The sequence below is a fragment of the Streptomyces sp. NPDC045956 genome (assembly GCF_056430705.1).
Window position 1 is genome coordinate 113,438 of record NZ_JBWKKZ010000013.1, and the last position, 22,123, is coordinate 135,560.

Annotated in this window: 26 protein-coding genes; 6 read left to right on the top strand and 20 right to left on the bottom strand. The window is 72.1% G+C overall.

Annotated features, from left to right (window positions below):
- Positions 1-53 precede the first annotated feature (53 nt).
- Both AC07FV_RS29620 and AC07FV_RS29625 read right to left on the bottom strand, forming a co-directional pair.
- The gene (locus tag AC07FV_RS29620; RefSeq protein ID WP_003973418.1) at positions 54-266 is read right to left on the bottom strand and encodes a hypothetical protein; all 213 of its coding nucleotides are present in this window, start codon (positions 264-266) and stop codon (positions 54-56) included.
- Between the two features lie 378 nt (positions 267-644).
- Entirely contained in the window at positions 645-926 is a 282-nt protein-coding gene (locus tag AC07FV_RS29625) for an acylphosphatase (RefSeq protein WP_053137648.1), read from the bottom strand.
- Between the two features lie 207 nt (positions 927-1,133).
- Here AC07FV_RS29625 and AC07FV_RS29630 point away from each other — a divergent pair, with 207 nt between their 5' ends.
- Positions 1,134-2,324: a CAP domain-containing protein gene (locus tag AC07FV_RS29630; RefSeq protein WP_479090484.1), complete on the top strand. Its 1,191-nt coding sequence runs from the start codon at positions 1,134-1,136 to the stop codon at positions 2,322-2,324.
- Between the two features lie 46 nt (positions 2,325-2,370).
- Here the strand turns inward: AC07FV_RS29630 and AC07FV_RS29635 are convergent, their stop codons facing one another.
- Positions 2,371-2,817, bottom strand: a complete 447-nt coding sequence (locus AC07FV_RS29635) for a DUF7144 family membrane protein (RefSeq protein ID WP_479090486.1) — start codon at positions 2,815-2,817, stop codon at positions 2,371-2,373.
- Between the two features lie 179 nt (positions 2,818-2,996).
- On the opposite strand from AC07FV_RS29635, the gene AC07FV_RS29640 reads away from it, so the two are divergent.
- A complete protein-coding gene (locus tag AC07FV_RS29640) occupies positions 2,997-3,401 on the top strand; it encodes a winged helix-turn-helix transcriptional regulator (RefSeq protein ID WP_479090488.1) in 405 nt (134 codons plus the stop codon).
- Here the strand turns inward: AC07FV_RS29640 and mutM are convergent.
- From mutM to AC07FV_RS29685, 9 genes are all read right to left on the bottom strand, one after another.
- Positions 3,391-4,251 (bottom strand): bifunctional DNA-formamidopyrimidine glycosylase/DNA-(apurinic or apyrimidinic site) lyase, encoded by an 861-nt coding sequence (mutM, locus tag AC07FV_RS29645; protein WP_479090490.1) that lies wholly within the window; start codon positions 4,249-4,251, stop codon positions 3,391-3,393. The genes AC07FV_RS29640 and mutM overlap by 11 nt on opposite strands.
- A gap of 97 nt (positions 4,252-4,348) precedes the next feature.
- Entirely contained in the window at positions 4,349-5,197 is an 849-nt protein-coding gene (gene rnc / locus AC07FV_RS29650) for a ribonuclease III (RefSeq protein ID WP_479090492.1), read from the bottom strand.
- A gap of 7 nt (positions 5,198-5,204) precedes the next feature.
- Positions 5,205-5,378 carry a 50S ribosomal protein L32 gene (rpmF, locus tag AC07FV_RS29655; protein WP_003951102.1) on the bottom strand — a complete coding sequence of 58 codons (174 nt, stop codon included), beginning with the start codon at positions 5,376-5,378 and terminating at the stop codon, positions 5,205-5,207.
- 2 nt (positions 5,379-5,380) lie between these two features.
- The gene (locus AC07FV_RS29660; protein WP_479090494.1) at positions 5,381-6,034 is read right to left on the bottom strand and encodes a YceD family protein; all 654 of its coding nucleotides are present in this window, start codon (positions 6,032-6,034) and stop codon (positions 5,381-5,383) included.
- Positions 6,035-6,178: 144 nt separating this feature from the next.
- The gene (locus tag AC07FV_RS29665; RefSeq protein ID WP_479090495.1) at positions 6,179-7,333 is read right to left on the bottom strand and encodes an ATP synthase F0 subunit B; all 1,155 of its coding nucleotides are present in this window, start codon (positions 7,331-7,333) and stop codon (positions 6,179-6,181) included.
- 143 nt (positions 7,334-7,476) lie between these two features.
- Positions 7,477-7,956, bottom strand: a complete 480-nt coding sequence (coaD, locus tag AC07FV_RS29670; RefSeq protein WP_356610547.1) for a pantetheine-phosphate adenylyltransferase — start codon at positions 7,954-7,956, stop codon at positions 7,477-7,479.
- Between the two features lie 23 nt (positions 7,957-7,979).
- Positions 7,980-8,567, bottom strand: a complete 588-nt coding sequence (gene rsmD, locus AC07FV_RS29675) for a 16S rRNA (guanine(966)-N(2))-methyltransferase RsmD (protein WP_479090497.1) — start codon at positions 8,565-8,567, stop codon at positions 7,980-7,982.
- Between the two features lie 175 nt (positions 8,568-8,742).
- Positions 8,743-10,959, bottom strand: a complete 2,217-nt coding sequence (recG, locus tag AC07FV_RS29680) for an ATP-dependent DNA helicase RecG (RefSeq protein WP_479090498.1) — start codon at positions 10,957-10,959, stop codon at positions 8,743-8,745.
- Between the two features lie 60 nt (positions 10,960-11,019).
- Positions 11,020-12,801 (bottom strand): DAK2 domain-containing protein, encoded by a 1,782-nt coding sequence (locus tag AC07FV_RS29685; RefSeq protein WP_479090499.1) that lies wholly within the window; start codon positions 12,799-12,801, stop codon positions 11,020-11,022.
- A gap of 266 nt (positions 12,802-13,067) precedes the next feature.
- Here AC07FV_RS29685 and rpmB point away from each other — a divergent pair, with 266 nt between their 5' ends.
- Positions 13,068-13,253, top strand: a complete 186-nt coding sequence (gene rpmB, locus AC07FV_RS29690) for a 50S ribosomal protein L28 (protein WP_003993230.1) — start codon at positions 13,068-13,070, stop codon at positions 13,251-13,253.
- Between the two features lie 185 nt (positions 13,254-13,438).
- On the opposite strand, the gene thiD is transcribed toward rpmB, so the two are convergent.
- Positions 13,439-14,242, bottom strand: coding sequence for a bifunctional hydroxymethylpyrimidine kinase/phosphomethylpyrimidine kinase (gene thiD, locus AC07FV_RS29695; RefSeq protein WP_479090501.1), 804 nt, complete (start codon positions 14,240-14,242; stop codon positions 13,439-13,441).
- The gene (locus AC07FV_RS29700) at positions 14,239-15,207 is read right to left on the bottom strand and encodes a thiamine-phosphate kinase (protein WP_053137607.1); all 969 of its coding nucleotides are present in this window, start codon (positions 15,205-15,207) and stop codon (positions 14,239-14,241) included. Before AC07FV_RS29700 ends, thiD begins: the two co-directional genes overlap by 4 nt.
- A 227-nt stretch (positions 15,208-15,434) precedes the next feature.
- On the opposite strand from AC07FV_RS29700, the gene AC07FV_RS29705 reads away from it, so the two are divergent.
- On the top strand, positions 15,435-15,668 hold the full coding sequence (locus tag AC07FV_RS29705; RefSeq protein ID WP_053137604.1) for an Lrp/AsnC family transcriptional regulator: 234 nt from the start codon (positions 15,435-15,437) through the stop codon (positions 15,666-15,668).
- Positions 15,669-15,910: 242 nt separating this feature from the next.
- Here the strand turns inward: AC07FV_RS29705 and AC07FV_RS29710 are convergent, their stop codons facing one another.
- The 3 genes from AC07FV_RS29710 to AC07FV_RS29720 form a co-directional block, all read right to left on the bottom strand.
- The gene (locus AC07FV_RS29710; RefSeq protein WP_479090502.1) at positions 15,911-17,080 is read right to left on the bottom strand and encodes a D-alanine--D-alanine ligase family protein; all 1,170 of its coding nucleotides are present in this window, start codon (positions 17,078-17,080) and stop codon (positions 15,911-15,913) included.
- 155 nt (positions 17,081-17,235) lie between these two features.
- Positions 17,236-18,246, bottom strand: a complete 1,011-nt coding sequence (locus AC07FV_RS29715; RefSeq protein WP_479090504.1) for an NAD(P)H-dependent glycerol-3-phosphate dehydrogenase — start codon at positions 18,244-18,246, stop codon at positions 17,236-17,238.
- Positions 18,243-19,073 (bottom strand): lysophospholipid acyltransferase family protein, encoded by an 831-nt coding sequence (locus tag AC07FV_RS29720; RefSeq protein ID WP_479090506.1) that lies wholly within the window; start codon positions 19,071-19,073, stop codon positions 18,243-18,245. Before AC07FV_RS29720 ends, AC07FV_RS29715 begins: the two co-directional genes overlap by 4 nt.
- Positions 19,074-19,216: 143 nt before the next feature.
- Here AC07FV_RS29720 and cofC point away from each other — a divergent pair, with 143 nt between their 5' ends.
- Positions 19,217-19,855, top strand: a complete 639-nt coding sequence (cofC, locus tag AC07FV_RS29725) for a 2-phospho-L-lactate guanylyltransferase (protein ID WP_479090508.1) — start codon at positions 19,217-19,219, stop codon at positions 19,853-19,855.
- A gap of 9 nt (positions 19,856-19,864) precedes the next feature.
- Positions 19,865-20,068 (top strand): hypothetical protein, encoded by a 204-nt coding sequence (locus tag AC07FV_RS29730; protein WP_053137586.1) that lies wholly within the window; start codon positions 19,865-19,867, stop codon positions 20,066-20,068.
- 157 nt (positions 20,069-20,225) lie between these two features.
- Here AC07FV_RS29730 and AC07FV_RS29735 read toward each other — a convergent pair whose 3' ends face one another.
- The 3 genes from AC07FV_RS29735 to leuD form a co-directional block, all read right to left on the bottom strand.
- Entirely contained in the window at positions 20,226-20,885 is a 660-nt protein-coding gene (locus AC07FV_RS29735) for an HU family DNA-binding protein (protein WP_383645826.1), read from the bottom strand.
- 137 nt (positions 20,886-21,022) lie between these two features.
- Complete coding sequence (locus AC07FV_RS29740; RefSeq protein ID WP_479090510.1) at positions 21,023-21,253, bottom strand: SCO5555 family protein; 231 nt, start codon at positions 21,251-21,253, stop codon at positions 21,023-21,025.
- Positions 21,254-21,528: 275 nt separating this feature from the next.
- A complete protein-coding gene (gene leuD, locus AC07FV_RS29745) occupies positions 21,529-22,122 on the bottom strand; it encodes a 3-isopropylmalate dehydratase small subunit (RefSeq protein ID WP_479090511.1) in 594 nt (197 codons plus the stop codon).
- Position 22,123: the final 1 nt, after the last annotated feature.

Consider the following 22,123-nt stretch of genomic DNA (forward strand, 5'->3'; position numbering starts at 1 on the left):
GGTTGTACGGGCGGGCCCGACCACTGCTGTGCCGCGTTGGAGCGATGCAGTGATCAGGTGAGCGCAGGCTCCGCCTGGTGTGCGTCAACGCTCTCCATGCTCTCCATGATCCTGTCGTGAGAAGCGGCAGCCGCCAACGCGTCGTTCTCCGCCTGGATCCGTCCGAGCTCGGATTCCAGGTCCTGGACGCGCTGCTGGAGCCGTCGCATCTCGGCGAGGAGTCGCGGGTCGGAGCCGCCGACGTAACCGAGAAGCGCCTTTGCCATGATGGATGGTCCTCCACAATGAGTGACCGACCGAAGCGGTTGGGTCGTGAGGGAATCGCACCCGCGGTGCTTGGCACTTTGGAGTTTTTCCTGCCGTTCAACCATGCCAAACAGCTAAGGTGCGCGGGGCTTTCAGCGTCTCACCAAAAAGTTTGACGGTCAACACGATCACGCCCCGTATTGACGGACGCCCGGGGGCACACGGCCTGGGAACGGCGACGCGGCGACTCCTGCGGGCCCCTGGGGGCGTGGCGATCATTCTGCGTGCGGAGCCTGCCATGAGACGCCGTTCTTGGCAACCACCTGCTCCTTTTCGCCTCGGGCACCCCTGAAGAGCAGCCGCCGGGAGACGCTCCGAGGTCCGCACGCGCCACCGCGTCAGCGGATGGCGAAGCCCTCGTAGCCGCCGCGGGGTGTGTCCCAGATCTCGGTGACGCCGTCCACGCGCCCGGGCGTGTCGTCGCCGCGGAGCCAGTCGAGCAGGCCCTCACACCGCTCACGCGGACCCTCCGCCACGACCTGGACGCGCCCGTCGGCCAGATTGAGAGCAAAACCACTCATCCCGCCGAGTTCCAACGCCCTGGCCCGGGTGAACCAGCGGAAACCCACGCCCTGGACCTGTCCGCGCACCCACGCGACCAGTCGTACATCCTCGCTCATGGGGGCAAGCTAACCAGTCAATGTCGCGCTGGACACTTCACCCCCTTGCGCCATGCGGTACCGTCCCCACCCAATGAATCGCACCTGAAACTCACTCGAACGTGTGAGTTGCGTGTTGATCGTGCGGACACGTCGGCCGCGAGGAGTCGACCGCGAGCGACGTCCGGCGCGAGACACGTCCAGCGCGAGGACGAGGAAGGCCAGAACATGGGACGCCACCGACGCTCCGCCGCCGGCCGCGCCGCCACGGGCCGTGCCGCGGAGGACCACCGCACGGACGGCATCACGGGGAGGGCCGGCACCGAGCCGGCCCCGGGCGACCGCCCCACGATGGGGATCGCGCCCTACCTGAACCCGGAGGCGTACGCCGAGGTCCGGGCGCGCAGTGACGCCTACCTGTACGCGTCCGGGGGCCCGGACGGCGACGGAGGCGACGGCTCCCCGCAGGCCGGCCGCACCGTCCCCTTCCCGAGCGACGGCTTCGCCCCCGACGAGGGACCGCAGCGCGCGGGGAACCACCGCCGCCGCAAGAGGAAGGGCGTCACCCCGGTCCGCACGGGCCTGCTCGGCGTCTCCGCCGCGGTCGCCCTCGGCACGGTGGCGGTGGCCACCGGCGCGGTTCCCGGCCTCGACAACTACCGGATCGGCGGCGGGACGAGCAGCGACGGCGGGGGCCGGGTGGAAGCCCAGGACGCGCCGACCAACACCCCGTCCGGGCAGGGCGGCACCTCCGGCAGCGCCGAGGCGGGCCGGGGCGGGGACGCCGCGAGCCGGGGCACCGACCGCTCCTCGGCGCCCGCCTCCTCGCCCTCGGGCTCGGCGTCCCCCTCCGCGCCGTCCGGGTCCTCGTCCTCGCCGTCCTCCCCCTCCGCGTCGGCGACCGAGCCCGCCGCTCCGACCGCCCCACCGTCGAAGACGGAGAGGCAGCGGTCCACGCCGGACACCGGGGCGAAGCCCACGCCGTCGCGCCCGGCGGGGGTGAAGCCGGCGCGGCCCAGCACGCCGGCCACCGCGTCGGACGAGGCCGTCGCCCAGGCCCAGGTGCTCAAGCTCGTCAACGACGAGCGGGCCAAGGTGGGCTGCTCCCCGGTGGCCGCGAACAGCGCGCTGCGCGAACTGGCCGAGGACTTCAGCGCGGCCATGGCCGCCGAGGGCTTCTTCGACCACACCGACCCCAGCGGAGCGACCCCCTGGGACCGCGCCGAGGCGGCCGGGATAACCGACCTCGGCGGCGAGAACATAGCCCGCGGCCAGGCCGACGCCCAGGCCGTGATGGACGCCTGGATGGACAGCCCCGGCCACAAGGCCAACATCCTCAACTGCGACTTCCGCACCCTGGGCGTCGGAGTCCACTTCGGCTCCGGCGGCCCGTGGTGGACGCAGAACTTCGGCTACTGAGACAACCGCGGGTCGGACGTCCGGGGCCGGGCGGCTTCCGGGCCCGTCATGCCCGTCGTTCGCCGTGGGCCTCCCTGTGCATGCCCGTGCACAGGGCCCAGACGACGAAGAGGTTGACGGCGACCAGGGTCAGGGCCCAGAGCGGGTAGTACGGGACCCAGAGGAAGTTGGCGATCGCGCCGAGTCCCGCGACGAACACGCCGAAGAAGCGGGCCCACAGCGCGCCCCCGAGCACGGCGCACCCGGCGACGACGAGGACGATGCCGAGGATCAGGTGCACCCAGCCCCAGCCCGCGAGACTGAACTCGAACACGTAGTGGCGCGTCGCGACGAACAGGTCGTCCTCCGCGACGGCGGCGATGCCTTCGAAGATCGCCATCGCGCCACCGAAGATCATCAATGCTGCCGCGAGGACGGTCGTGCCCGACACGGGGGCGTGCCCCGGCCGTGGGCCGGCTCCGGCCGTTCGGGGTGGGGCGGCGTCACGGGACATGGCGGACTCCTCGGGTGGCGGGGCGGTCCGGCCGGCTGAACGCTCGCAGCGGGCGGCCTCTCCCAGCGTGGCACGACCGCACCCCACCGGCATTCCGAGCGGCGACCGTGCGTCGGGGCACCCTGTCCCCGCTCAGCGCAACCTGCGGCACAGCGCTGCGCTCACGTACGCTTTGTCGTATGTCGACCACGCAGGAGCGCACGGAGGAGCAGGATCTGCCGTTCGACGTGTTCTCCAGGGCCTGTCCCTCGCGCGGCACCCTGGAGCACGTCACGGGGCGCTGGGGCGCGTTGACGCTCGGCGCCCTGTTCGAGGGCACCCTGCGTTTCAACGAGTTGCGGCGCCGCGTCGACGGCGTCAGCGAGAAGATGCTGGCCCAGACGCTGCACGCCCTGGAGCGCGACGGCCTGGTGCACCGCGAGGCCCAGCCGACCAACCCGCCCCGCGTGGACTACGAGCTGACGGACCTGGGGCGTGCGGTGGCCGAGCGGCTGATCGCGCTCATCCAGTGCCTGGAGGGGCGGATGGACGAGGTGCTGGCCTCGCGGGAGCGGTACGACGCCCGGCGAGCCCCTACAGGATGATCCTCGGCGGGCGCTGGCACTTCGGGCAGAAGTAGCTGGAGCGGTTCATCCACGGCCGGCGGCGCATCGGTGTCGCGCAGCGGCGGCACGGCAGCCCCTCCCGGCCGTACGCGTCGAGCGACCGGTCGAAGTAGCCGGACTCGCCGTTCACGTTGACGTAGAGGCTGTCGAAGCTGGTGCCGCCGACGGCGAGCGCCGCGTTCATCACGTCCCGCACGTGGCCGAGGAGTTCGGTGGTGCGGGGGCGGGTGAAGGTCGCCGTGGGGCGTTCGTAGTGCAGGCGGGAGCGCCACAGGGCCTCGTCCGCGTAGATGTTGCCGACGCCGCTGATCAGCGACTGGTCGAGCAGAGCCCGTTTGATGGTGGTCCGCTTGCGGCGCAGCGCCAGGTGGAAGGCCTCGTCGTCGAAGAGCGGGTCGAGGGGGTCGCGGGCGATGTGCGCGATGACGTCGGGCAGTCCGTCGGGCGTGGTGTCGTGCAGGGAGAGGCCGCCGAAGGTGCGCTGGTCGACGAAGCGGAGTTCGGTGCCGAGGGTGTCGGTGAAGCGGACGCGGACGCGCAGGTGCTTCTCGGCGGGGGTCTCGTGCGGCTGGACCAGCAACTGGCCGCTCATCCCGAGGTGTGCGAGGACCGCCTGACCGGTGTCCTCCAAGGGCAGCCACAGGTACTTGCCGCGGCGGCTCGGCGTGCCGATGCGGTGGCCCTCCAGGCGGTGGGCGAAGTCGGCGGGGCCGGCGATGTGCCGGCGTACCGCGCGCGGGTGCAGTACCTCGGCGTCGGCGACGGTGCGGTGGGCGATCCAGCGCTCCAGGCCGCGCCGTACGACCTCGACCTCGGGCAACTCGGGCATGGCATCCCCTCGGACGGTCCGGCGGACGAGCCGAACGCCCGCCCCGGGTGAGGGGCGGGCGTTCGGGACGTGCCGTGCGACAGGTGGAACTGACGGGTCAGGCGGAGGCGGACGGGGCGTCTGCGCTGGGCAGGTCCGTCGCTTCGGCGACCGACTGGGCCGCCGTCGCCTTGGCGCGCTCGTCCGCAGCGGCCCGGATGGCCCGCCATGCGGATTCCGCGGCCTGCTGCTCCGCCTCCTTCTTGCTGCGGCCGGTGCCGGTGCCGTACGAGACGCCTCCGACGCGGGCGGCAGCAGTGAAGGTCTTCTCGTGGTCCGGGCCGGTCTCCGTGACCAGGTACTCGGGGACACCGAGCCCTTCGGTCGCGGTGAGTTCCTGGAGGCTGGTCTTCCAGTCCAGGCCGGCGCCGAGGTTCGAGGACTTCTCGATCAGCGGGTCGAACAGGCGGTGCACCAGTTCGGAGGCCGCGTCGAGGCCCTGATCGAGATAGACCGCGCCGATCACGGCTTCGAGGGTGTCGGCGAGGATCGATGCCTTGTCCCGGCCGCCCGTGCCCTCTTCACCCCGGCCGAGCCGGATGAAGGAGCCCAGGTCGAGCCCGCGGCCCACCTCCGCCAGCGCACGCGAGTTGACCACCGCGGCCCGCAACTTGGCCAGCTGGCCTTCGGGCAGGTCGGGGTGGGTGCGGTACAGCGTGTCCGTGACGACGAGACCGAGGACGGAGTCACCGAGGAACTCCAGCCGCTCGTTCGTCGGCAGACCGCCGTTCTCGTACGCGTAGGAACGGTGGGTCAGCGCACGCACCAGAAGGGCGGACTCGAGCTGGTAGCCGAGCCGCCCTTCCAGAAGCGTGTGGGACGAGGCCTGGGTGTCCGCCTTCTTCTTGGCGGGTGGGTCCGCCTTGGCGTCTTCCGCCTTCTTGGGGACTGACACAGTGCCTCTCACCAGCCGCTCAGACCTCGAGGACCTGGCGCTTGTTGTAAGTGCCGCAAGACGGGCACGCGATGTGCTGCTGCTTGGGCTCGTGGCAGCGCTCGCACGCAACCAGGGTGGGGACCGCAGCCTTCCACTGCGACCGGCGGTGGCGCGTGTTGCTGCGCGACATCTTCCGCTTCGGAACAGCCACGGCTACTTCTCCTGCTTCTCGGCGGCGTCCGCGGAATCCGACCCGTCGCCGCTCATCTCGTCCTTCTCGCCGTCTTCGAGTGAACCGGCGAGTCCCTGCAATGCCGCCCAACGGATGTCGACGGCGTCATGGTGGTGGTCCGGGTCGTCCGACAGGCGTACTCCGCACTCGGAGCACAGACCCTGGCAGTCTTCCTGGCACACCGGCTGCATCGGCAGTGCGAGCACCACCGCGTCACGCAGCACGGGTTCGAGGCCGATCAGTCCGTCCTCGATGAAGAGCCGGTCCTCGTCGTCCTCGGCGTCGTCGCCCGGTTCCGCCGCAGGGCGGCCCCGGTCGTCGGCGTCAGGGTACGAGAACAGCTCCTGGAAGTCCGCTTCGAGCTGCTGCTCCAGCGGCTCCAGACACCTTACGCACTCCCCCTCGGCCTTGGCACGGGCGGTGCCTGTGACGAGCACCCCTTCCATGACCGACTCGAGCCGGAGATCGAGTTCCACCGGAGCGCCTTCCGGCACTCCGATGACTCCCTGGAGGCCGAGGTCCCGGGGAGCGTCGACCGTGCGGGTCAGGCGCTGCAGCGCACCGGGCCGCCGTCCCAGCTCGTGCGTGTCGAACACGAGGGGGTCGCGGTGGTCGAGGCGCGCGTTCAGAACCATTCCTGCTTTCGGTCTTTCCTTGCTGGGGGGTGTCGCCCTGAGGTGTTCCCGGGCAGCGTCGATCGCGGACGTACACGCGACCGAAGAGCCAGGATACTGGACCATGCGCTGTCGGCCCAATCCGGACCCCCGCGGCCGACGGCCCTAGAGACCGCGTCCTTGCTCGTAGGCCCGCAGCTGCTCGGCGCTGATCATGCTGGTGTCGAAGAGGCTGGTCTCGTCGAGGGCCTGCGGCTGAGCCTGCGGGGGCTGCTGCGGCTGCTGCGGCTGCGGGGGCTGCGCGTAGCCCTGCTGTCCGTCGTACGCCTGCTGGTGGGCGTCGTAACCCTGGAAGGGGTCGGCTCCCGCCGCGGCGTAGCCGGAGGCGGGGGCATAGGCGTCGGTCTGCTGCTGGTAGCCGTACGGGTCCTGCTGGCCGCCGTAGGCCTGCTGGTAGTCCGCGTACGGGTCGGGCTGCTGCTGCGCGTAACCGTACGCGGGCTGCTGCGCCGGCATCTCCGGCACGGCCTGGGCCGGCACCTGGGCCGCCGCCTGCTGCTGCTCGCCGTACTCGCGCTGCCGGGGCTGCTCGGCGGGGGCGTCCGAGAGGGCCGCGAGGCCGGCGAGGTAGTCGGCGTCGCTGGAGTGCTGGACGGTGGTGGCGTCGTCGGCGAGGGCCCCGAGGTCGTCGCTCGCGATCCGGCCGTGCAGTTTCTGGCGGCCGCGGCCGACGGCGTCCAGGGTCTTGGCCAGCACCGCCTCGAAGGCGCCGAGCTTGGTGTCCACGTAGGTGTCGGCGTCGCGGCGCAGGGTCTCCGGGTCGTGGCTGCGCTCGGGGGCGTCCTCGTCCTCGTAGCCGTTCTCGTCGAGGCCGGGTCCGGTGCCGAGCAGCTTCTCGCGGCCCCGGCCGACGGAGCCGAGGGTCTTGGTGAGGACGACCTCGAAGTTGGCGAGCTTGGAGTCGACGTAGTCGTCGGCCTCGGCGCGGACCTCCTCGGCCTCCTGGCGGGCCTCGGTGAGGATCCGGTCGGCCTCGGCCTGGGAGCGGCGGGCGACCTCGGTGTCGGAGATCAGCGAACCGCGCTCGGCGTGCGCGCTCTCGATGATCCGGTCGGCCTCCTGGCGGGCCTGGGCGACCATGTGCTCGCGGTCGCCGATCAGCTCCTGGGCCTGGGCGAGGGAGCCGGGCAGCTCGGCGCGCAGGTCCTCCAGCAGGGAGAGCAGTTCGGCGCGGTTGACCACGCACGAGGCCGACATGGGCATGGCGCGGGCGCCGGAGACCATCGCGGTGATCTCGTCGAGCTTCTTCTGCACGTCCACCGTGTGCTCGCCACTCTCTACAGCTGTGTTGGAGACGGACGGGACGACTGTACGACCCTGGGGTGTCCGGGGGACACCGGGTGACGGGTTGTCAGCCCCCGGGGTCCCGCGAGAGGTGCGCCCGGGTTCCGTGCGGGGCTCTGTCAGTCCTTCTTCAGGCGCTCGGTGAGGACGTCGAGGACCAGCGGCGGGACCAGGTGGGAGACGTCGCCGCCCCAGGTGGCGACCTCCTTGACCAGGGAGGACGACAGGAAGCTGTAGGTGGGGTTGGTCGGTATGAAGAGGGTCTCCACGCCCGAGAGGCCGTTGTTCATCTGGGCCATCTGCAACTCGTAGTCGAAGTCGCTGACCGCGCGCAGGCCCTTGACGATGGCGGGGATCTCGCGCTGCTTGCAGAAGTCGACGAGGAGGCCGTGGAAGGACTCCACGCGCACGTTCCCGTACTCGGCGGTGACCTGGCGGATGAGGTCGATCCGCTCCTCGATCTCGAACAGGCCCTTCTTGGCCTGGTTGATCATCACCGCGACGTAGACCTCGTCGTAGAGGCTGGAGGCACGGGCGATGATGTCGAGATGTCCGTTGGTGATCGGGTCGAACGACCCGGGACAGACGGCGCGGCGCACTTGAGTTCCCTCGCTCTCCGGTGTCATCGTGCGTCTTCGCACGTAGAGGCGGCGCGACCGTACCAAAACGTTCCCTCGCCGTAGCGACGGGCCCGGATCGCTTCGAAGCCGTCCGGCCACCGGAAATCGCCGCCCCTGGTGCTGCGCTCCACGGTGACGAGCGCGTCCCCGGTGAGCCACCCCTCGGTACGGAGTGTGAGGAGGATCTCCCGAAGATCGTCGTCGGAGACGGCGTACGGCGGGTCCAGGAAGACGATGTCGTACGGCTCGGCGGGGGCCGGGGTGCGGATGATCTGCTCCGCTCTGCCCGCCCTGACCTCGGCGCCGGGCAGGCCGATCGCCTGCACGTTCTCCCGGACGGTGCGGGCGGCGCGGGCGTCGGCCTCGACGAGCAGGACGTGCCCCGCGCCCCGGGAGAGCGCCTCCAGGCCGACGGCGCCGGACCCGGCGTACAGGTCGATGACCCGCTCGCCGTCCAGCGGGCCGCCGAGCAGGGACTGCCAGGTGGAGAAGAGGCCCTCGCGCGCGCGGTCGGAGGTGGGCCGGGTGCCGGTCCCCGGCGGGACGGCCAGGCGACGTCCGCCGGCCGTGCCGGCGATCACGCGGGTCATCTTGGGTCCTTGGTCGTGGGGTGGGTGTTCCCGGGTGGGGGTTCCTGGGTGGGGATTCCTGGTGTGTTCCGTTCAGTCTGGCAGGCGAGGGGGGTGGGTGGCTCGTGCTGCGCGGCGGGCAGGGGTCCGCCGCGGCCGGTCGTGGGGTGCCCGCGCCCTCTCGGGGCGGGTGCCGTCAGCCCTTTTCCAGGTACTGCTCCCGCTCCTCGTCCAGCAGGGCGTCCAGAGCCGTCCGGAGGGCGGGCAGGCCGGTCAGCTCCGGGTCGGCGGCCACCACCGCCGCCGCCTCCTCCCTCGCCTCGGCGATGATCTCCTCGTCCTCGATGACGGCGAGGACCCGCAGCGAGGTGCGGGCGCCGGACTGGGCCTGGCCGAGGACGTCGCCCTCGCGGCGCTGTTCGAGGTCGATGCGGGAGAGCTCGAAGCCGTCGAGGGTGCCGGCAACGGCGGCCAGGCGCTGGCGTGCCGGGCTCGCCTCGGGCATCTCGGTGACCAGCAGACACAGCCCGGGGGCCGAGCCCCGGCCGACGCGGCCGCGCAACTGGTGCAGCTGGGAGACGCCGAAGCGGTCGGCGTCCATGATCACCATCGCGGTGGCGTTGGGGACGTTGACGCCGACCTCGATCACGGTGGTGGCGACCAGGACGTCGGTCTCCCCGGCGCTGAAGCGGCGCATGACCGCGTCCTTGTCGTCGGGCTGCATGCGGCCGTGCAGGACCTCGACGCGCAGGCCCTGGAGCGGTCCCTTCGCCAGGTGCTCGGCGACGTCGAGGACGGCCAGCGGGGGCCGCTTCTCCGCGTCGCCGTCGGCGGGCCGCTCGGAGCCCTTCTTCGGCGCCTCGTCCTCGTCTCCGATACGGGGGCAGACGACGTACCCCTGGTGGCCGCCCGAGACCTCCTCGCGGACGCGTTCCCAGGCGCGGGCCAGGAAGTGCGGCTTGTCGGCGGCCGGGACGACGTGGCTGGCGATCGGCGAGCGTCCGGCCGGGAGCTGGTCCAGGACGGAGGTCTCCAGGTCGCCGAAGACCGTCATCGCGACGGTGCGCGGGATCGGCGTGGCGGTCATGACGAGCAGGTGCGGGGGCTGCTTGCCCTTGCCGCGCAGGGCGTCGCGCTGCTCCACCCCGAAGCGGTGCTGCTCGTCGACGACGACCAGCCCCAGGTCGTGGAACTGCACCTTGTCCTCGATCAGCGCGTGCGTGCCGATGACGATGCCGGCCTCGCCGGTGGCCAGGTCGAGCAGGGCGTGGCGGCGGGCGGCGGCGCCCATCGAGCCGGTGAGCAGCACCACCTTGGTGGCGTGCTCCGCGCCGCCGAGCATGCCTCCCTCGGCCAGCTCGCCCATCATCTCGACGACCGACCGGTGGTGCTGCTGGGCGAGCACCTCGGTGGGCGCCAGCATCACGGCCTGTCCGCCCGCGTCGACGACGGCGAGCATGGCGCGCAGGGCCACCATCGTCTTCCCGGAGCCGACCTCTCCCTGGAGCAGCCGGTGCATCGGGTGGTCGGTGGCCAGGTCGTCGAAGATCTCCCGGGAGACCTTCTGCTGGCCGTCGGTCAGGGTGAAGGGGAGGCGGTCGTCGAAGGCGGTGAGCAGGCCGTCCGGACGGGGTCTGCGGGGGACGGCGGGGAGCTGGGTCTCGGCGTGGCGGCGGCGGGCGAGGGCGACCTGGAGGACGAAGGCCTCGTCCCACTTCAGGCGGGCGCGGGCGTCGTCGATGTCCGCCTTGGTGTGCGGGCGGTGGATCTTCAGGAGCGCCTCGGGGAGGGAGACCAGCGCCCGGCCCTCGCGCAGGGAGTCGGGGAGGGGGTCGAGGGCCTCCTGCGCGCTGGGCAGCACCGTCTGGACCGCCTTGCCGATCTTCCAGGACTCCAGCTTGGCGGTGGCCGGGTAGAGGGGGATGAGGGCGCCCGCCCAGGACTCGACGCTCTCGGCCGGGTCGTCGTCGTCACCGCCGCGCAGCAACTCGTATGCCGGGTGGGCCAGTTGGAGTTTGCGGTTGAAGACGGAGACCTTGCCCGCGAACATCGCCCGGGTGCCCGGCAGGAGCTCCTTGTGCGGCTTGTGCACGCCGTTGCCGAAGAAGACCAACTGGAGGCGGCCGTGGCCGTCCGTGATGGTCACTTCCAGGCGCTGTCCCTTGCCTCGCGGGGCCTTCGACGAGGCGAAGGTGTGCAGGCGGGCGTCGGCGACCTGGGCGACGACCGTGACGTGCTCGTCCATCGGCAGGTCGGCGAGGTGGGTGAGCTGGCCGCGCTCCTCGTATCTGCGGGGGTAGTGGTGGAGGAGGTCGCCGACGGTGTGCAGGCCGAGGTGCTCGGCCATCACCTTCGCGGTGGCGGGGCCGAGCACCTTCTTCAGGGGTTCTCGCAGTGCGGGCACGAGATCCATTGCACACCACGCCACTGACAATGACCTCGCACCTCCCCGCGAACGCCGGGGACGGGCGTGCTACTCCACGCCGATGAGCAGCGGCGCGCCCTGCCGGCCGCCCCGGTAGACCACGGTGTCGACGGCGAGGTACGCCTCGCGGACGCGGGCCTCCAGGTGGGCGGCGACGGTCTCGGGGGCCTCGTCGCCGAGGACGAGGGTGACCAGCTCGCCGCCGGCCGCGAGCATGCGGTCCAGGACGGTCGCGGCGACCGCCGTGACGTCCGCGCCGATCACGGCCACGTCGCCGTCGACGAGGCCGAGCACGTCACCGGCCTGGCAGATGCCGGCCGTGGTCCAGGACTGCCGTTCGGCGACGGCGACCTCGGCGTAGCGGGTGGCGCCGGCCGCCGAGGTCATCGCCACCACGTCCTCGTCGAAGCGTCGCCCGGGCTCGTGCACGGCGAGCGCGGCGATGCCCTGGACGGCGGAGCGGGTCGGGATCAGGGCCACCCGGACGCCCTCGGTGCGGGCCTGTTCGGCCGCCGCGGCGGCGGTGTGGCGCAGCTCGACGTCGTTGGGGAGCAGCACGACCTCGCGCGCGTGCGCCCGCCGTACGGCCTGGACCAGCTCCCCGCTGGCGGGCGGCTCCCCCGGGCGCGCGAGCACGGTGGTCGCGCCGGCCTCGGCGTACAGCCCGGCGAGCCCCTCCCCCGGCACGACGGCCACCACCGCGCGCTGGGTGCGCTCCTGCGGCGGACGCCCGCCCCCGGTGGTGTGCACGTCCCCGAGCCCGAAGTGGGTGATCCGGATGCGGTACGGCCGCCCGGCCTCCACGCCCGCCTCCACGGCGGCGCCCGCGTCGTCGACGTGCACGTGGACGTTCCACAGGCCGTCGCCGCCGACGACGACGAGGGAGTCCCCGAGGGCGTCGAGCCGCTGCCGCAGCCGCGCCACGGCCGCGTCCTCCGCCTCCAGCAGGTAGATCACCTCGAAGGCGGGCCCGTCCCCGGCGTCCTCCTCGGCGGCGCACTCGCCCCCGGTCGTTCCCGCGGTGTGCTCGCTCGCGGGCGCTTCCCCGGCGCGCCCGACCGCGGGGGCCCCGGCGTCGTGCGTCACGCGCGCGAGCGGGGCGACGGCCGCTCCGGGCTCGGGAGTGCGGCGCGGGGCGACGGCCGCCCTGGGCTCGGGAGCGCTGCCCGTGAACGTCTCCACCAGGGCCGCGAGGAGCGTCACGAGGCCGCGCCCGCCGGCGTCGACGACTCCGGCCCGCCGCAGGACGGGCAGCCGGCCCGGGGTCTCGGCGAGCGCCCGGCCGGCGCCCTCGTAGGCGGCGCGGGCCACCTCCGCGCAGTCGCCCTTCGCCCCGTCGGCCGCGTCGGCGGCGGCCGAGGCGACGGTCAGGACGGTGCCCTCGACCGGGTGGGCCACGGCCTGCCGGGCGGATTCGGCCGCGTGCCGCAGGGCCAGGCGCAGGCCCTGGCCGTCGGTGTGAGCGGCCTCACCCCGGGCGGTGAGCACCTGGGCCATGCCGCGCAGCAGCTGCGCGAGGATCGTCCCGGAGTTGCCCCGGGCGCCGATGAGCGCGCCGTGCGCCATCGCACCCACGGTCTCCGGCAACGAGGGCCCGTCGCCCGCCTCCCGCGCCCCGGCGTCCACCGCGTGCGCGGCGAAGACCGCCTCCACGGCGGCCACGGCCGACTCCAGGGTCAGGTACAGGTTGGTGCCGGTGTCCCCGTCGGCGACCGGGTAGACGTTGATCGCGTCGATCTCCTCGCGCGCCCGCCCGAGTGCCTCCAGCGAGAGACCGCACCAGGTGCGTACCGCCAGAGCGTCGAAGAACCTCTGCGGCACCTGCGCCACCTGCGCCTCCCTGAGCTGCTGGACGTGGTCGGCAGCGTAGACCTTCGCGGGGGTCCGGCCGGTGGAGGGCCGGGACCGGCCCCTGAGCTGCCGTGGTAGTTTCGTTGTACGGGAGCAGCCGTTGTATGCTGCTCCGGTTGCCCGATCCCGATCGGGCCATCCCCCTGGCACCGCCACTCAGCTCCCGGATCGTTCGCGACTCCGAGTTCTTGTTCCCGGCATGCCGGGATCAACCGTAAGTGCATCTGAAGTCTTTGGAGTGACCCGTGGCTGCCAACTGCGACGTCTGTGGCAAGGGGCCGGGCTTCGGCAACAACATCTCGCACTCGCACCGCCGTACGTCCCGTCGCTGGAACCCGAACATCCAGCGTGTGCGTACCGTGGTCGGCGGGACGCCGAAGCGCGTGAACGCTTGCACCTCGTGCATCAAGGCCGGCAAGGTCTCGCGCTGACGCGTCTCAGCTGAGCGCGCGGCCACTGCCTGGTCCGCTGCACAAAGCCGGTCCACCTCGTGTGGGCCGGCTTTTTGCCGTCCCCGCACGGGCCGGGACCTGCCGGAGCGGCTGAGCCGCGGGCCCGTGGCGGTCGACCGGCGGCGGCCTCCCCGGTCGGGTCGTGGAGGAGGCCGCCCGGGGCGTCAGGCCGAGGAGGCGTCCCGCCCGAGTGCCCACCCGTGGTCGACCGGTCCGATGCCGCCGCCGAGTGCGAAGCCCGCTCCGATGGCCCCGGTGACGTAGGTCTTCGCCGCCTCGACCGCCTCCGGTACCGGCTGCCCCTTGGCCAGCCCGCAGGCGACGGCCGACGCGAGGGTGCAGCCGGTGCCGTGCGTGTGCCGGTTGTCCAGGCGCGAGGCGCGCAGCCAGTACTCCTCGGAACCGTCGGTGAGCAGGTCCACGGCGTCCCCGCGCAGGTGGCCGCCCTTGATCAGCACCCAGCGCGGCCCGTACTCCAGGACGGCCGCCGCGGCCCGGCGCAGGTCGGTGTCCGACTCGACGCGCACGCCGGTGAGTTGGGCGACCTCGTCGAGGTTGGGCGTGGCGACGGTGGCGACCGGCAGCAGCTTGGTGCGTACGGAGTCCAGGGCGGAGGCGGCGAGCAGCGCGTCCCCGTGCTTGGAGACGCCGACCGGGTCGACGACCGCCGGGGCGTCCGTGCCGCCGATCAATTCGGCGACCGTCTCGACCAGTTCCGCGGAGGAGAGCATGCCGGTCTTGACCGCCTGGACGCCGATGTCGTCCACGACGCTGCGGTACTGGGCCCGCACGGCCGCCACGGACAGCTCCCAGGCGCCCTGCACACCGAGCGAGTTCTGCGCGGTCACCGCGGTGAGCACGCTCATGCCGTGGGTGCCGAGGGCGAGCATCGTCTTGAGGTCGGCCTGGATGCCGGCGCCGCCGCCCGAGTCGGAGCCGGCCACGGTCAGGACCAGGGGCGGCCTCATGCCTCGACCTCGTCCCCGAAATGGTCCCAGCCGCCCTTGCTGGTCCAGGGCGCCCCGTCGACGGTCACCTGGGGCAGCGCGGAGGGGTTGAGGACCTCACCGATGACCTTCCAGCGGGCGGGCAGCTTCACGTCCGGCGGGAAGGTGGCCACGATCGCGTGGTCCTCTCCCCCGGTGAGCACCCACTGCATCGGGTCGACGCCGACGGCCTGGCCGATGTCGTTCATCTGGGACGGGATGTCGATCTGGCCGGAGCGGACGTCGATCCTGACCTTGCTGGCCTCCGCGATGTGACCCAGGTCGGCGATCAGTCCGTCGCTCACGTCGCACATCGCGGTGGCGCCGAGCCCCGCGGCGGCCGGGCCCGCGTGGTACGGCGGCTCGGGACGCCGGTGGGCCTCGACGAAGGCGCGCGGCGAGCGGAAGCCGCGGGACAGCACCGCGAACCCGGCCGCGGACCAGCCGAGCCAGCCGGTCACCGCGACGAGGTCGCCGGGCTGGGCGCCGCCCCGGGTGACGGGTTCCTGGTTGCGCAGGTCGCCGAGGGCGGTGATGGAGACGGTGATCGTGTCGCCGCGCACCACGTCGCCGCCGACCACGGAGGCGCCCGCGACCTGGCACTCGTCGCGCAGTCCGTCCATCAGCTCGGTCGGCCAGGTCACCGGCAGTTCGGCGGGCACGACCAGGCCGAGCAGCAGCGCGGTCGGCACGGCACCCATGGCGGCGATGTCGGCGAGGTTCTGCGCCGCCGCCTTGCGGCCCACGTCGTAGGCGGTGGACCAGTCCCGGCGGAAGTGCCGCCCCTCGACGAGGATGTCGGTACTGGCCACCACCCTGCGGTCGGGCGCGGCCACCACCGCGGCGTCGTCGCCGGGGCCCACCCGGACCGCCGGCGTGGTGGTGAGACGGGAGGTGAGCTCCCTGATGAGCCCGAACTCCCCGAGCTCACCAACAGTGCCCTTCATTGCCTTGGCTCCCCTTCTGTCCCTGTCCGTGCCCGGTCGCGCGTCATCTCTGTCCTCGTTACGGTCGAAATGACCGGCTCCGCGGTCGGGGTGATCGTCCACTCGTGTCGTTGCGGCAGCACGGCTCGTGAGGCCGCCACCCCGCGGGTCTCCCCGCGGAGAGCGGCGACGCGATACCGTGGCGTTCCTTTTCCCCACATGATCCTCGTGGCCGCTCTGGAGGTTCCGTGGTACAGGCGTACATCCTGATCCAGACGGAGGTCGGCAAGGCGTCGACCGTCGCCGAGACGATCAGCAAGATCCCTGGAGTGATCCAGGCCGAGGACGTGACAGGACCCTACGACGTCATCGTGCGCGCGCAGTCCGACACCGTCGACGACCTGGGTCGCATGGTGGTCGCCAAGGTCCAGCAGGTGGACGGCATCACGCGTACGCTGACCTGTCCGGTCGTTCATCTCTAGCCCCCTTCCGCCCGCTCGCTCCCGCACCGCTGATCGCCGCCGTCGGCTGCTCCTCAGCAGACGACAGCGAGTCGGCGGCGGTTCCCGTCCAGGGTGCGTCGGTCACCAGCTGTGGCGGAACGCGGACAAGCCACCGCCACCTGCGGACAGCGGGCGGCCGGCTGGGGAAACCCGCTGATCATACTGCGAGAAGGCGACCCCCGAGGGGGTCGCCTTCTTCGTCGTGCACGGCGCGGAAGCGGTCAGCGCAGGCCCGTGGGCCGCCGCAGCGCCGCCTGGACCAGCCGGTCCACCAGCTCCGGGTAGCTCACGCCGCTCGCCTGCCACATCTGCGGGTACATGGAGATCGGCGTGAAGCCGGGCATCGTGTTGATCTCGTTGATCACGAACTCGTCGTCCTCCGTGAGGAAGAAGTCCGCGCGCACCAGACCCTCGCAGGAGGCCGCGTCGAACGCCACCACGGCGAGCCGCTGGACCTCGGCGGTCTCCTCGGGCGTGAGCGGCGCGGGCACGACGCCGGGCGTGGAGTCGATGTACTTGGCCTCGAAGTCGTAGTACGCGTGCTCCGAGGGCGGCGGGATCTCCGCGGGGGCGGACGCCCGGGGGCCGTCCTCGAACTCCAGCACCCCGCACTCGATCTCGCGGCCGCGCAGCGTCGCCTCGACCAGGATCTTCGGGTCGTGGCGCCGGGCCTCCTCGATCGCCTCGTCGAGTCCGGAGGGGTCCTCGACCTTGGTGATGCCGATGGAGGAACCGGCCCGCGCGGGCTTCACGAAGAGCGGCCAGCCGTGCTGTCCGGCGAAGTCCACGAGCTTGCGGCGGGCGGCGGAACGGTCCTGCTCCCACTCCCGCGGCCGGATCACCACGTACGGGCCGACCTTCAGCCCGTAGGCGGCGAACACCGCCTTCATGTACTCCTTGTCCTGGCCGACGGCCGAGGCGAGCACACCCGAGCCGACGTAGGGCACACCGGACAGCTCCAGCAGTCCCTGGAGGGTGCCGTCCTCGCCGTACGGGCCGTGCAGCACCGGGAAGACGACGTCGACCTCGCCCAGCGCCTTGGGCACCGAGCCGGGTTCGCTGTAGACGACCTCGCGGTTCGCGGGGTCGACGGGCAGCAGCACGCCGCCCTCGGTCGACTCGGCCAGCTCCTCGACGTCCGGCGTGCGGCGGTCGGTGATCGCCATGCGCTCCGGTTCGTCGGCGGTCAGGGCCCACCGCCCGTCGCGGGTGATGCCGATCGGCAGGACGTCGTACTTCGTGCGGTCGATGGCCGCGAGGACGGCGCCGGCGGTGACCACGGAGATCCCGTGTTCGGAGCTGCGCCCGCCGAACACGACGGCCACACGCGGCTTGCGAGGCGGCTGCTCCGGGCTCTGCTCGGGGCTCTGGGGGAGGTTCTCGGTGCTCATATCGCGTTGAGAGTACCCGCCCGCGGTGCCGCGAGACAGCGTCGGCGGGGCCGCGTGGCGCGGGCGTCGCCCGGGTGCCCCGGCGGGGTCGCTCAGCGTCGTTCCGGAATCGCTCAGCGTCGCCGGGGCCCGGGGTCGCCGCCTTCCGGCACCGCTCAGCGCCGCTCCGGCTTGGCGCTGCGCGACATCAGCTCCTTGACCGCCACGACCGGGGCCTTCCCCTCGTGGACGATCGCCACGACCGTCTCGGTGATGGGCATGTCGACGCCGTACCCGCGGGCCAGATCCAGCACCGACTGGCAGGACTTGACGCCCTCCGCGGTCTGCCGGGTGACCGCGATGGTCTCCTGGAGGGTCATGCCCTTGCCGAGGTTGGTGCCGAAGGTGTGGTTGCGGGACAGCGGCGAGGAGCAGGTCGCCACCAGGTCGCCGAGCCCGGCCAGTCCGGAGAAGGTCAGCGGGTCGGCGCCGAGGGCGACCCCGAGGCGGGTGGTCTCGGCGAGACCGCGCGTGATGAGCGAACCCTTCGCGTTGTCGCCGAGGCCCATGCCGTCCGCGATGCCGACGGCCAGCCCGATCACGTTCTTCACGGCGCCGCCCAGCTCGCAGCCGACGACGTCGGTGTTGGTGTACGGGCGGAAGTACGGGGTGTGGCAGGCGGCCTGGAGGCGCCGGGCGACGGAGTCGTCGGGGCAGGCGACCACGGCGGCGGCCGGCATCCGGGCGGCGATCTCCCGCGCCAGGTTGGGTCCGGTGACCACGGCGATACGCTCGGCGCCGACCTTCGCGACGTCGTCGATCACCTCGCTCATCCGCATCGCTGAGCCGAGTTCGACGCCCTTCATGAGGGACACCAGGACGGTGCCGGGCGCCAGCAGGGGCGTCCAGTCGGCGAGGTTGGCGCGCAGGGTCTGGGACGGGACCGCCAGGACCGTGAAGTCGGCGTTCCGCGCGGCCTCGGCGGCGTCGGTGGTGGCCCGCAGGTTGGCGGGGAGTTCCACCCCGGGCAGGTAGTCCGGGTTGGTCCGGGTGGAGTTGACGGCCTCGGCGAGTTCGGCGCGGCGACCCCACAGGGTGACGTCGCATCCCGCGTCGGCGAGCACCATGCCGAAGGCCGTGCCCCACGATCCGGTGCCGAAGACGGCCGCCTTGACGGGGTTGCTCACGTGCTCTGCCCTTCTGCCTGCTGCCCGTGCGTCGGTGCCTGTGCCGCCCGCGTCCGGGCCGCCGGGGCGGCCCCCATCTCGGCCGTCCCCGACTGCGCCTGCGTGCGGCGGCGCTGCTCGATCCGTTCGCGGCGCGGGTCGTAGGGCGTGTCGGGCGCCTTCTCGCCGCGGATCTCCTCCAGCTGGCGGGTCACGGCGGCCATGATGACCTCGGTGGCCTCCTTCAGCACGTCCGCGGTCATCTCCTGGTCGTAGAACCGCGACAGGTCGACCGGCGGGCCCGCGAGCACGCGGTGGGTCTTGCGCGGGAGGAGGTTCGGCTTCCTGGCGTACGGCGGCAGCAGTTCGTTGCAGCCCCACTGGGCGACCGGGATCACGGGGCACTTGGTCTGGAGGGCGACGCGCGCGGCACCGGTCTTGGCGGTCATCGGCCAGCCGTCCGGGTCGCGGGTCAGCGTGCCCTCGGGGTAGAAGGCGACGCACTCGCCGCGCTCCACCGCGTCGATCGCGGCCCGGAAGGCGCTGAGCGCGTCCGTGCTCTCGCGGTAGACGGGGATCTGTCCGGTGCCCCGCATCGCGGCGCCGACGAAGCCCTTCCGGAAGAGCCCGCTCTTCGCCAGGAATCGCGGGACGCGACCGGTGTTGTACTGGTAGTGCGCGTACGCGAAGGGGTCGACGTGCGAATTGTGGTTCACGGCGGTGATAAATCCACCGTCGGCCGGAATGTTCTCCATTCCCCGCCAGTCCCGCTTGATCAGAACCACCAGCGGAGGTTTGCAGATCACCGCGGCGAAGCGGTACCAGAAGCCGATTCTGCGGCGGGGCACGCTGACACCTCTCCTCCAGGGCCTGGGGCCGGACAAGTGTCGCCCCGGGCCGCCCGTCTGTCGAGAACACCGTACGCCCCGGCGAGTGAACCGCCAGGTCTCCCGGGTGACAATGGCGGCGACGAGAGAAGGACGGAACGCTCGTGCAGTGGACCTTGGTCGTACCCGTGAAGCCCCTCGCCCGGGCCAAGAGCAGGCTGTCCGACACCGCGCACGACGGGGTTCGGCCCGGCCTCGCGCTCGCCTTCGCACAGGACACGGTGGCGGCCGCGCTGGCCTGCCCGGCGGTGGCGGATGTGGCAGTAGTCACGGACGACGCGCGGGCGGGGCGGGCCCTGGCGAAACTGGGCGCCGGGGTCGTTCCGGACGAGCCGGGCGGCGGTCTCAACGCCGCGCTGGCGCACGGGGCGGCGTTCGTCCGGTCCGCACACCCCACAAGCCCGGTGGCCGCGCTCAACGCCGATCTCCCCGCACTTCGCCCGGCGGAATTGACGCGGGTTCTGGCGGCCGCCGCGCAATTCCCGCGCGCTTTTCTCCCGGACGCGGCGGGAATCGGCACCACCTTGCTGGCCGCCGCGCCGGGCCGTGAATTGGCCCCCGCTTTCGGTACGGATTCCCGGGCCCGCCACCGCGCGTCCGGCGCCGCGGAACTGCGCCTCGACTCGGTGGACTCCGTGCGGCAGGACGTCGACACCGGCGACGATCTGCGCACCGCGCTGGTGCTGGGCGTGGGGCCCCGGACGGCCGCGGTGGCGGCGCGGCTGCTGATCGCCGGGCAGTAGGCTGCGGGCATGCAGGCGACCGCGTACACGTACGACCCCGAGAGCCGCAGCGGGCAGGTGCTGCTGGACGACGGCACGCCGGTGCCCTTCGACGCGGCGGCGTTCGACGCGGGGGGCCTGAGGCTGCTGCGACCCGGTCAGCGGGTCCGCGTCGAGAGCGAGGGCGCGGGCGCCGACCGCCGGATCACCCTGGTGACGCTCCAGACCTTCTGACCGCCCGGCCGCGCCGGGGCGCGGTACCGCGGGTCCGCTCCCCCGCCCGCCGCGGCCGATCCCGAACACGCCGCGGGCCGGACTCCGTGAGGAGTCCGGCCCGGCGCGTATGTGCCCTGTGCCCGTTCGCCTGCCGGACGCCGCCGGCCGCGTGCCGCTACTTCTTGCGGGCGGTGGCCTTCTTGGCGGTGGTCTTGCGCGCGGTCGACTTCTTGGCGGGAGCCTTCGTGGCCGTCGCCTTCTTCGCGGGGGCCTTCTTCGCCGTGGTCTTCTTGGCCGCCGCGGTGGTGGTCTTTGCGGGGGACTTCTTGGCGGGAGCCTTCTTCGCCGTCGCCGTCTTCGCCGCGCCCGTGGTCTTCTTCGCGGTGGTCTTCTTCGCCGCCGCGGTGGTCTTCTTGACCGCGCCCGTGGCCTTCTTCGCGGCGCCCGTGGCCTTCTTGGCGGCGGCCTTCTTGCCCGCGGCCTTGGAGATGGTGGGCGGCGGGCCGGACAGGCTGCCCTTGGGAGCCTTCTTGACCGCGATGTCGTTCTTCGGGAGCTTCTTCGAGCCGCTCACCAGGTCCTTGAAGCCCTGACCAGCACGGAAGCGGGGTACGGAGGTCTTCTTGACCCGAACCCGCTCGCCCGTCTGCGGGTTGCGGGCGTAGCGGGCCGGACGGTCGACCTTCTCGAAGGAACCGAAGCCGGTGACCGAGACCCGGTCACCCGCGACCACTGCACGGACGAGGGCGTCCAGGACCGCGTCGACAGCGTCGGCGGCCTGCTGCCGGCCGCCCAGCTTGTCGGCAATCGCTTCTACGAGCTGCGCCTTGTTCACGTCTTCCCCTTCGGAGACATCGCCAGAACGAATGTGTTCAAGCTTTTTCGCACGTTAGGCAGATATATACCGCAAATCAAACACGAAACGGGCTAATCACCCTTGTGCCGCAACGGACTCGGGCGGTCCCGGCTCGTTCAGCCTTCCTCTTCGGGGAATCGCCCCTCGTCGAGGTCCGCGATGAACCGGTCCAGGCGCCCTGCCGCACCGGCGAGATCGTGTTTGGCCGCGGCCGTAATGACCAGCAGCTTCCGGGTCAGCGCCATCCGTACGCCCTCCGGGACTTGCAGTGCGCGCACTCTTGTGTGCGCTTCCTTGAGCCGGACCGCGACCGCCGCATAGAGCTCGAGTTGGCCGTCGTGGTCCATGCACAGATTGTGCCATCTGGGGCGAGTTGTCGCCTGCGCAGGGGGCAACTGCCGCCTCGAACGGCCTCTCGCGCGCCCGCGGAAGCCGCGCCTCCATTACCTGCCTACCCCTGCAACCACGCCTCTAACGTGGGACGTTGACGGACCTGGCCGCCTCACCCGACCGAGACGGGCGCCGAAAACAGCCGTACCCCCGATCGGTCCGATCGGGGGTACGGCGGGGGTGTCGGGTGGCCGAAACTCGACCTTGCGGGGCCTCCGTGGAGGCCTCGGGCTCACACCTGGAGCGTCTGCGGTTTGAACGACGGCCGCTTGGCCTCGTACGCGGCGATCTCCGGCTCGTTCTGGAGGGTGATCGAGATGTCGTCCAGCCCGTTAAGCAGCCGCCAGCGGGAGTTCTCGTCCAGCTCGAAGGAGGCGGTGACGCCCTCCGCGCGCACCTCGCGGGACTCGAGGTCGACGGTGATCTCGGCCTGCGGGTCCCGCTCGGTCAGCTCCCACAGCGCGTCGACGGTCTTCTGGTCGAGGACCACCGTGAGCAGGCCGTTCTTCAGCGAGTTGCCACGGAAGATGTCGGCGAAGCGGGAGGAGATCACGGTCTTGAAACCGTAGTTCTGCAGCGCCCAGACGGCGTGCTCACGGGAGGAGCCGGTGCCGAAGTCGGGGCCGGCGACCAGCACGGTCGCACCCTGCCGCTCGGGCTGGTTGAGGACGAAGGACGCGTCCTTGCGCCAGGCCTCGAACAGCCCGTCCTCGAATCCGTCCCGCGTCACCTTCTTGAGCCAGTGGGCGGGGATGATCTGGTCGGTGTCGACGTTGCTGCGGCGCAGCGGGACGGCCCGGCCGGTGTGCTTGGTGAATGCTTCCATG